This is a genomic window from Pseudomonadota bacterium (assembly GCA_010028905.1).
GTDB lineage: Bacteria > Vulcanimicrobiota > Xenobia > RGZZ01 > RGZZ01 > RGZZ01.
Genome location: RGZZ01000189.1, coordinates 1 through 8,970, shown reverse-complemented (window position 1 = coordinate 8,970; position 8,970 = coordinate 1). Strand labels below are relative to the sequence as shown.

Here is an 8,970-nt window from a genome sequence, read left to right as displayed (position 1 = left end):
TGCTGCCGCAGGCGTGGTCGTCAGCGGCTTAGCGTGGCCTCGTTGCGCGTCAGGGACCTGCATGCGGCTCTCCCCTCTCTCTTCGTGCCCTCTACACTACCACAGATGAGATGTGCGCGCCAGAGGGGCGTTTGTCGCTTGAACAAGACGGGCAGGACTTGTAACGGATGAACGAAAGTTTCGGCTGAACAGTGGAGGTCGTAATGCACGGCATCATCTTCTCGCAGCTGAAGACCTTCGTCATCGAGGGGCATGGTGACGGGCTGTGGAAGCAGATCTGCAGTGGCGCTGGTCTGCCCAATAAGCTCTACCTGGCCACGTCGGTATATCCGGACGACGAGATCACGCGACTCGTGGCGTCGGCCTCGCAGGTTCTCGGCGCCGAGGTTTCGGTCATACTCGAGGCCTTCGGGAAGGCGCTGGTGCCCGGCCTGCTCTCGGTCTACGGCGCGTCTCTGAAGCCGCAGTGGAAGACCCTCGACGTGCTCGAGAACGTCGAGACGACGATACACGCTGTCGTGCGGCGACGCGACCCTGGGGCCACCCCTCCGGCCCTCGAGAGCAGGCGCAACGGCAAGCGCGAGGTCGAGATCGTCTATCGCTCGCAGCGCAAGATGTGCGCGCTGGCCAGAGGCATCGTGCTGGGGATCGCCGACCACTTCAAAGAGCGCGTGTCGCTCACCGAGATGACCTGCATGCTCCGCGGAGGCCCAAGCTGCAGGCTGGTCGTCGTGCAGACGGGGTAGCAATGGCACGGGGAAAGGTTTTTGTGCGATGATGTTTTTTCGAACAGCAATAGACCACGGCTCGAAGCCACGCCGTTTCTCGGTGTTCGGTGAGAACGCCGCCCGAACACGGGTCCTGCGCGCCATCGCCCTCGCCCAGCCCGTCGCCCTCGCCCGCTGTCGCCGTGGTGACGGTAGAGCCAGGCTCCCGGGTTGAACTCCCAGTCGGCGCCGGTACTACGCCTGTGTGAACCTTCACGGTGGCGCGCTCCGATGGAGGGCAGCAGCGCATCACGTCGGTGACCATTGCGTTCTCGTCGCCGTCGCTCTTCTCTCGTGCGACCCTTGACGCGACGGCAGGCCCTTCAATGGCCACCGTTTCGGTGACCCCATCTGCCAACACGGTGTTCACCTTCGATCCGCCGCTGGCGGTGAGCGCGGGGCGGTCGGCAGCGTTCACGCTGGCGCTGGAACGAGCGCAGGTCTCCGCTGCAGGGGATTCTGCTCTCCCTCCGATCGCGGCCGAAGGTTCGAAGGCGGATGGGGGTGGCATGGCCGCCGTGGCCGTCACTGCGCCACTGCTGCTCCTTTCGGGGGGGATGGCGGCGCGGCGTCGTTGGGTTGTCGGGGGGCTTCTCGGCACTGCGGCGCTCGTGACCCTGGTGGCCGTGGGCTGCGGCGGTGGGGGCGGCGCAGGCACAGGATCGCCCCTCTTCGGCTCTGGAACGGTTGCGCCGACGTCGAGCACCGTTGTGGTTGCCTCCGTTGAGGGGAAGACCCCTTCGGGCGGGACGATCACCTACCCCAATCTCCCGCTGGCGCTTCCGCCGATGCAGGTAGAGCGGTGACGGACGGGCCGAATATCTGCCCACCCGCCACCGCGTCTCATCTCTGCCGCAGGGTCACAGCCTTATGTTGAGCCCCGTGCTCACGCCGTAGGAGCGGGTGAGCTGCACGTCGTTCACGCCCTGGTACACGGGCAGCTGCACGAAGCCGTACACCTGCACGCTCTTCGAGAGGCTGCACTGCACGCCAGGCGTGATGAAGAAGTAGGTGCCCCCGGACTGGGGAGGCTCGGCGTTGGCGCCCTGATCCTGGCCCTGCACCTGCAGATTGCCCTGAAGGAACGCGCTCCAGTGGTCGTCGAGCTTCTGGCGATACCCCAGATCGACGTAGAGGGCCTGGCCGGGACGGAACTTGTCGCGGGTGGTCAGGGGCGACTGCACCATCACCGAGCCGAACCACCCATTGCCCTTGCCCACGGCCTGGTTGAAGTATCCGCCCGCGAGCACGTCGAGGCTGCCGGTGCCGGGTTGGAGCATGCGCTCTGCCTCGGAGCCGGCGCTGTTTCGGTCGCTCGTGCTGCCCGTTGGAAGCTTGAAGCCGAGCTTCACGCCCCAGAAGCTGCGCGATGCAGGGTCGAAGTTCGATTGATAGCGGCCGAGAACGCGCATGTCGCCGATGCCCGAGAGGTTCCAGCCGTCGTAGAACCTGTGGCCATGGTGGTTGTGCACGTGATCATGGGCGCGCTCCAAGACGTAGGGGGTCACCACGCTGAAGCCCCAGTTCCGGCTGGTGGCGATGTCGGCGTTGAGCCAGAGGTTCTGGTTGCGCGTGCGAATCTCGTCGTGATGTCGACGGATCTCGCCCACGCCCACCGGCCGCGTCCCGAAGCGGGGCTGGTCGAGGGTGTAGTTGTCGTAGCGAAGGTCGAGACGAGAGATCAGGCCGTCTTGCCAGGCCTGGATCTCCTGGCCCGTGTCGACCGAGCAGTTTCCGACGCCGCAGCTCGCCCATGCGGGCGACGTCACGATGAACAGCAGAAAGAGAAGCGCGAACCCACGCGCTTGACGAATGGACATGGAAAGGGGTCCTCCTCATATTGTTGGGGGCGTGGTGGGAACGCGACGCGTGTGACGCGCCGTCGGGTCACGCTACCCGAGGAGGTTTGCGGAGGCGACGGAGATCGGGCGGTCGGGGGGGACCACCGAGCAGTGGCGCGGCGACCCGAGCGTGGGGAGGGGGTGTGAGACGCGGCAGGGCGCTCGCGGGCAGCAGACTCCCCCGTGCGCGCCAGAACTGTTCCACGAAGGCAGGGGGGGATGCGGGCGCGCACGACACATCACAGGCAATCGACGTTGCACACCTACAGGTCTCTGGCGGGCAGCAGCAGGCCGCGTCACTGCAGCGGCTCGCGTGCCCTGCGCCCGGCGCTGCTTCGGACGTACGCCCCCCTTGATCCTGCGCGAACCCCACAGCCGTCATCAGCAGGAACGCGACGAGCAAGAGCAGTGAAACGCGGACAGAGAGCACGGCCGACTCTACGGTGTCCGACCGCGCCACTCCTCCGGGCACCAGGAGAACAGCCCGACCTCAGGAAATGCTCCTCCTTCCCAACACACGCTGAAGATTGTTGATGATGCCGCCGATGCGCAGACCCGCCGTTCTCGCCCTGCCTCTTGCCTTGATGCTGATGTCACCGCTCACCGCTCACGCAGCGCCTCAAGCGGGGGGCGACAGCGGTCCGGCGCCCATCGCCGCACGGCCCTCCCCGACGCCGCGCGCGTCCGCGAAGGCCGCGAAGGCCGGGAAGCCATCGCAGAGAACGCTCCCGCCCGTGTCTGCGGAGAAGCTTGCGCAGTGGCACATCGTCCATGACGCGCAAGGGAACGTGCGGGCCCATACCACCGATCCGCATCCCAGGTACAGCCAGATCGGGCACCTGACGATGATGGGCAACCTGCTCACCCAGCACTACCGTCTCGACCTCACGGGGTTCGACATCCCCAGCTTCTTCTGGTCGCCTGAGGCGCGCGGTTCGTTTCAAGTGAAAGCGGCGCCGGATCGCATCGCCACGACGCTCGAGAGCGTCTGGCCGAGCCTGGGCAAGGAGGTGGCCATGACGGGTGAGCTGCATTCGCACGCAGATCAGGGGCTGAGCGAGGCGACGGCCGGCCTTCGGGTCGAGTCGGCGAGCCATAAGCCCCAGATCGAGGTCGAGGGTGCCCATCTCGACCTGGCGGTGGCCGGAGATACCCACACGGCAGGCTACCGCGCCCATTTCGACATGACCGCCCCGTTCGTGTCATCGGCACAGGCGTTCAGGCGTGCGACGGTGCAGGTGCAGCACGTGGCCGCGGGGCTCTCGCTGCATCTCGAGATGGAGGCTGACGCAAACGCGCCCTTGGGGCGAAGGGTGCGCAATCTCACCCGCGATCCGCAGGCCGCATCGGTCCGGTTGACCCGCAGGTTGGCCCGGCATCACGTCACGGTCGTCTCGCTCACCGTCACCGACCCGCACGCGTCGCAGGGGACGCCCGGCGGCTCCGGAGCGGCGCCAGTTCCGCAAGGGGCGTCGCGAGGCGCCAAGGCGCCGGGCACAGAGAGCGGCCTGGCCTCCATGGTCGTCGACCTCACCGTCTCCCATCTCGTGGACGGCGCGCGCACCGACCTCATTCGGGGCCTCGGTGTCGACGCGGCTGACGCACCTGCCTTCAACGACGCCCTCACCCGCATGGCAGCCATACGCGTCAAGCGCTTCGAGATCTCCGCCAGCGTCGACGGCCATCGCGTCGGCGTTGATACCGAGGTCAGCCTTGAGAACACCGATCAGCTGTTGCTGGGGGCCGTTGATCTCATCCGCGTCCTGTTCGCTCATCCGCCGCGGTCGTTCATCGAGGGCATGAGCGGCTTCAAGCTGCCGCAGACCTTCTTCTCGCAGATGGTGAAGAACCTCGATGAGATGCGCCCCGCGCTCGACGAGATGCGCGCTGTCGCCTCGTCGAGCAGAGGCTCGATGTCGTTTTCGTTCACCAACACAGAGAAAGAGGGGCTCCATGCGAGCTTTGCCCTCAGCTCTCACGCCGATCTGCGAGAGGTTCTCCCCATCTTCCGGCGGCACGGACTCGTGACCGTCGAGCTGCGGGACTCCAAGGCACACGTCACGGTTGCGCCGGATCGCACGCAGATCGATCTCGACTTCGACTGGCGCGGCCCCTGGCTCGCGGCCCTTCGTCGCATGGTGCGCATGCTCGCCTACCCGGCGGGCGTGCCCGACGCATCGTCGCAGACGTCGCAGACGCCGCCCACCGACGCACCGGCCGATGCCACGAAACCGATTCCCGTGATCGAGGGGCTGTGCAAGGTCGATGTCGCGGGCTTCACCTTCGATGCGACGTGGAACCGCTGCCGGCTCGGACTGAAGACTGAGCTCGACGCCAGCGGGTTGCGCGAGCTCGTGCTGCTCGTCGAACCGACGTTTCGCCCATGGCTCGAGGGGCTCAATGGTTCACAACGGTCACCTCAGACATCTACTATGGCCCCTTGAGTGCCGAGGCGCTCGCGGCGTTCCCCCGGAAGCTCATGACCTGGTTCGGTCCGGGGCGCGTCGCTTCGACGCGACAGACCCGCACGCCGGCGGAAGCGTGCGCGCCGGACATCGCTCCCGTGGTGCTGCCGCCGGCCGCGCGCTGACGCGGGGCGCGGCTTCAGAGCCATCCCTTGTGCTTGAAGATCACCAGCTCGGCCAGGCCGAGTACCACCATGAGCCCCATGGCGGAAGGGTAGCCGTGCGACCAGTGCAGCTCGGGCATGTACTGGAAGTTCATGCCGTAGATGCCTGCGATGAGCGCGGCGGTCATCAAGATGATGGAGATGCCGCCGAAGACCTTCATGATCTCGTTGAGCTTGTTGGCGTTGAGCGAGACGTAGGCCTCGAGGGCGCTGGTGAGGGTATCGCGGTAGATGTCGATGGCGTCGGTGATGCGGTAGAGATGATCGTAGATGTCTTGAAAGTAGAGCACCGCGTGCGATGAGAACAGGGGCTGGTCGCGGCGCGCCAATATGTTGAAGACGTCGCGCATGTGCCCCACGTTGCGACGCACCTTGAGCATCTCGCGCTTGAGGCGGAAGATGCCGTTGATGGCCTCGGCCTCGAAGTGGTTGAAGATGCCCTCTTCGATGGAATCGATCTTCTCGTCGAGCTGATCGAGAATGGGCATGTACTCATCGATGATCGCGTCCATGATTGTGTACACGAGAAGCCCCAGCCCTTCCTCGAACACCCTTGGATGGGCGCGGGCGCGGGTGAGCGCTTCGTCTATCGCCTTGCAGGTGCCATCGTGCACGGTCACCACGTAGTTGCGCCCGATGAAGAAGTCGATCTCGGTGAGCTCGAGCGACACGTTCGCCGTGTCGTATCTCAGCGCGTTGGCGACCACGAAGAAGTAGCCCTCGTACTCGTCGATCTTTGGGCGCTGGTGGCCGTGGAGCACATCTTCGACGCTCAGGGGGTGAAGGGCAAGCTCTTGCTGCAGCCTCTGCATCTCTTGCTCGGTGGGCTTCTCGACGTCGATCCAGACAAGGTTGCGCGGTTCCTTGACCACGTCGCTGATGTCCTCGAAGTGGATCTCGCGGCCAAACCGCTGGATCTCGTGCTCGTATACGATGGTCTGGATCATGTTCTCGGGCTCGCCCCTCACGGTGATCTTCGCGAGGTTCTGGCTGCGGCGTCAGGTTCCTTCAGTGCTGCGCCCCGCGCTCGGGGAGATCTGTCGGGCAGCCCTGGTGTCGCGTCGCCTCTTTCCGAACGTCAATAGATCGTTAACAACTCCTTGCGGCGCATGCCCTACGATAGGGGAATCAGAGCAAGCGAGGGGTAGGAGAGCCATGATCACGACGATGCGCACCGCGCCTGAAGGGCGTGTGACGCTGCTGGCCGACGGGAAGACCAGCGAGCCGCGGGTGTCGGCAAATGGCCATGTGGTGGTGTGGTCGCAGCGACTCGACGACGGGTGCTGGGGCGTCATGAAGCACGAAGACGGCGTGACCACGCGCATCAGCGAAGACGGCTTCACCTGCACCAACGTGGCGCTCTCTGACGACGGCAAGACCATCGCCTACGCCGCGCGCCCCTTCAGCGGGCCCAAGAGCGACTTCGACGTGCTCATGTGGCGCGACGGACATACCAGGCCCATCGCCAACGGCCCGGGCAACGAGTACAGCGTGGCGGTCTCTGGTGATGGCAGCACCATCGCGTGGGATGACGACATCGACGGCTCGTGGTTCAACACATGGCGCATCGGCAAGTGGCAGAACGGCGAGACGAAGCTGCTCACCGACGGGTCGATTCTGTCTGAGTTCCCCTTCATTGCCGACACCAACCAGGTCTTCTTCCGCCAGCAGAAGTACGAGAACTCGTTCATCGCCGGCGAGCGTCCGGGAGACGGCCTGATCCAGGCCATGGCCATGGGCCCTGGCGACTGCGTGCGCGGCGACGTCACCGATGACGGCAAGGTCTTCACCTGGACAGACAACGCGGGCGAGTTCAACTCCATCATGCGTTCCGAGAACGGCGAGACCACCACCCTCATCAGCGAGCCCGGGGTCGATCACACCTGGTCGCGCATGAGCGGAGACGAGTCGCACATGGTGTGGACCTCGTTCGATCGCCGTGGCACTGACCCGTCGAAGCCGAAGGTCGGCGTGATGTATCGCGAGAACGGCGAGAACCAGATGATCGCCTTGGGTGATGACGAGGGCATGCCCGTCATGCCCGACGTCTCAGACGATGGAAACGCCGTCACCTGGCTGTGGGTCGGACATGGGTCTGACACCCCCACGCGGGTCTACCTGTGGGAGCGCGACACGCCTGGCGCGAAGGTGGCCGACCTGTCGACGCGCCCCGCCTGAGCCTCCGCCTCCGCGCTGGGGCTCGAGCCCAGGGTAGAGGGGCTCAGTCGTCCCAGACGGGGAGCTCCGGAAGGCCGGCGCGCTGTGCCGCGGCACGGGTGATGACGGCAAAGCTGCCGTCGGTGCTGTCAGCCCGCCAGCTCGTGTACTCGATCGCCCGCGGACCCGACCCCGGCGCGGACGCGTTGGTGAGGCGCTGCTGGGCCGTGGTTCCTCGCGCCGGGTTGAAGGGCGACTCGTTCGTGGCCTTCTCGCCCGCGTCCCGGAGGGCCGGGGTGCCGAACTTCAGGCGCATGTTGACGGCGGCCCGATCGGCCATGCGGTTGATTTCCATGAAGGCGCGGTTCTGCTCGCCCAGCTCGGGGCTGATCCCGCCGTCCTTGTACAGCTTGTCCATGGCGAGGCTCTGCTGCTTGAAGTACTGGGCTTCCGTCATGTACACCCCCAGGCGCTCGCCCTGGACGCGCTTTGCCTGCAGCTCGGCCTCGGCCTGGCGCATGGCCGCCTGCTCCTGGGGCGGCGCTTTGTAGGCCTTTTCGAGCAGCTGGTTGCGCGCTGTCAGTCCCGCGTCCACCAGGCGGTTCATGTTGGCCGCGTCCTGCTCGAGAGAGGTCGTGGGGGTGACGAACGTGCCGTCGAGGGTTCCGTTCTCTTCGGCGAACCGCTTCAGCTCGGCATAGTCCTTCGAGCGCTTCGCCGCGGTGGCATCGTCCGCGGCAACCTTCGGGCCGTATCCCGTGTTGCTGCTGTAGGTCTGCCCATCGGCCCCCTTGGTGCGCTGCCCGTAGAGCCGCTGGCTCACCGCGTCCTTTTGAGGCGTGGCGGTCATGAGCCGACCGCCCGCGCTGTAGGGCGACACATAGGGCGCCTTGGCGGGCGCGGTGTCGGTCTTTGGGGCGTTCTGCGGGGCGGCCTGTGGCGTTGCGGTGGGCTGCGGTGTTGCGGCTGCCTGCGCTCCCCCCTTGCCACGGTCGCTGAGCATCTGCTCCAAGGCGCCGCTGGTGCGCATCCCGAACTTTCCGTCGACGCCCGTCGACCCCACGTCGTACCCCTTCTTCTGGGCGTACGCCTGTATCTGCTTGATGTCGTCGGCGGAGACACGGCCGTTGGCCACGCTCTTGGCGAGGGGCGAGCCTTTCAGCTCCGGGTCGGAGTCGACCACGGCCTTGAGCGTGTCGAGAAGCTGCTTGTTCGAGCCGTCGCGCACGTAGTCGCGGGGCGAGTGGAGACCGTACTTGCTGGCGTCAGCCTGAACCTTCGCCTCTTCGCGCGCCTTGGGGGAGAGCACGCAGGAGTCGCCCTCGCCCTGGTTCGTCTCGCTCGCGGGGGGCTGGCTCGTGCTCGAATGGCTGGCCATCGGCTTCATTGCCACGGTTGGCGCTCCCTGGAAGAGGTTGAAATAGCTGCCCAGGCTCGTCGTCGTCATGCGGCTGCTCTCTTGCGTCTCTGGCTCGGACGGGCACACTTGCCTGCCCACATTCAGCCTAGCAGGGCGTACTGAGCCGGCGCTGAGCGCACGCTGAACGATGTGAACAGCATGTTTCCGCGATGTAAA

The 8,970-nt window shown here is 65.9% G+C and carries 7 protein-coding genes; 4 read left to right on the top strand and 3 right to left on the bottom strand.

Annotated features, from left to right (window positions below):
• Positions 1-203: 203 nt before the first annotated feature.
• Entirely contained in the window at positions 204-746 is a 543-nt protein-coding gene (locus EB084_13505; protein ID NDD29273.1) for a hypothetical protein, read from the top strand.
• A gap of 239 nt (positions 747-985) precedes the next feature.
• Entirely contained in the window at positions 986-1,573 is a 588-nt protein-coding gene (locus EB084_13500; protein NDD29272.1) for a hypothetical protein, read from the top strand.
• A 54-nt stretch (positions 1,574-1,627) separates the two neighbouring features.
• On the opposite strand, the gene EB084_13495 is transcribed toward EB084_13500, so the two are convergent.
• Positions 1,628-2,587 carry a transporter gene (locus tag EB084_13495; protein ID NDD29271.1) on the bottom strand — a complete coding sequence of 320 codons (960 nt, stop codon included), beginning with the start codon at positions 2,585-2,587 and terminating at the stop codon, positions 1,628-1,630.
• A 554-nt stretch (positions 2,588-3,141) separates the two neighbouring features.
• Between EB084_13495 and EB084_13490 the strand changes: the two genes are divergently transcribed.
• The gene (locus tag EB084_13490) at positions 3,142-5,052 is read left to right on the top strand and encodes a hypothetical protein (protein NDD29270.1); all 1,911 of its coding nucleotides are present in this window, start codon (positions 3,142-3,144) and stop codon (positions 5,050-5,052) included.
• A 160-nt stretch (positions 5,053-5,212) separates the two neighbouring features.
• Here EB084_13490 and corA read toward each other — a convergent pair whose 3' ends face one another.
• Positions 5,213-6,205 carry a magnesium and cobalt transport protein CorA gene (corA, locus tag EB084_13485; protein NDD29269.1) on the bottom strand — a complete coding sequence of 331 codons (993 nt, stop codon included), beginning with the start codon at positions 6,203-6,205 and terminating at the stop codon, positions 5,213-5,215.
• On the opposite strand from corA, the gene EB084_13480 reads away from it, so the two are divergent.
• Positions 6,117-7,415 (top strand): hypothetical protein, encoded by a 1,299-nt coding sequence (locus tag EB084_13480; GenBank protein NDD29268.1) that lies wholly within the window; start codon positions 6,117-6,119, stop codon positions 7,413-7,415. The genes corA and EB084_13480 overlap by 89 nt on opposite strands.
• Before the next feature lie 43 nt (positions 7,416-7,458).
• On the opposite strand, the gene EB084_13475 is transcribed toward EB084_13480, so the two are convergent.
• Complete coding sequence (locus EB084_13475; GenBank protein ID NDD29267.1) at positions 7,459-8,841, bottom strand: hypothetical protein; 1,383 nt, start codon at positions 8,839-8,841, stop codon at positions 7,459-7,461.
• Between the last annotated feature and the right edge of the window lie 129 nt (positions 8,842-8,970).

What these genes read in the sequence shown, in the direction of transcription:
- EB084_13490 (NDD29270.1), top strand. Translation starts at nt 3,142, where the DNA reads ATGATGCCGCCGATGCGCAGACCCGCCGTTCTCGCCCTGCCTCTTGCC.
- EB084_13475 (NDD29267.1), bottom strand. Translation starts at nt 8,841, where the DNA reads ATGACGACGACGAGCCTGGGCAGCTATTTCAACCTCTTCCAGGGAGCG.
- EB084_13495 (NDD29271.1), bottom strand. Translation starts at nt 2,587, where the DNA reads ATGTCCATTCGTCAAGCGCGTGGGTTCGCGCTTCTCTTTCTGCTGTTC.
- EB084_13480 (NDD29268.1), top strand. Translation starts at nt 6,117, where the DNA reads ATGTCCTCGAAGTGGATCTCGCGGCCAAACCGCTGGATCTCGTGCTCG.
- EB084_13505 (NDD29273.1), top strand. Translation starts at nt 204, where the DNA reads ATGCACGGCATCATCTTCTCGCAGCTGAAGACCTTCGTCATCGAGGGG.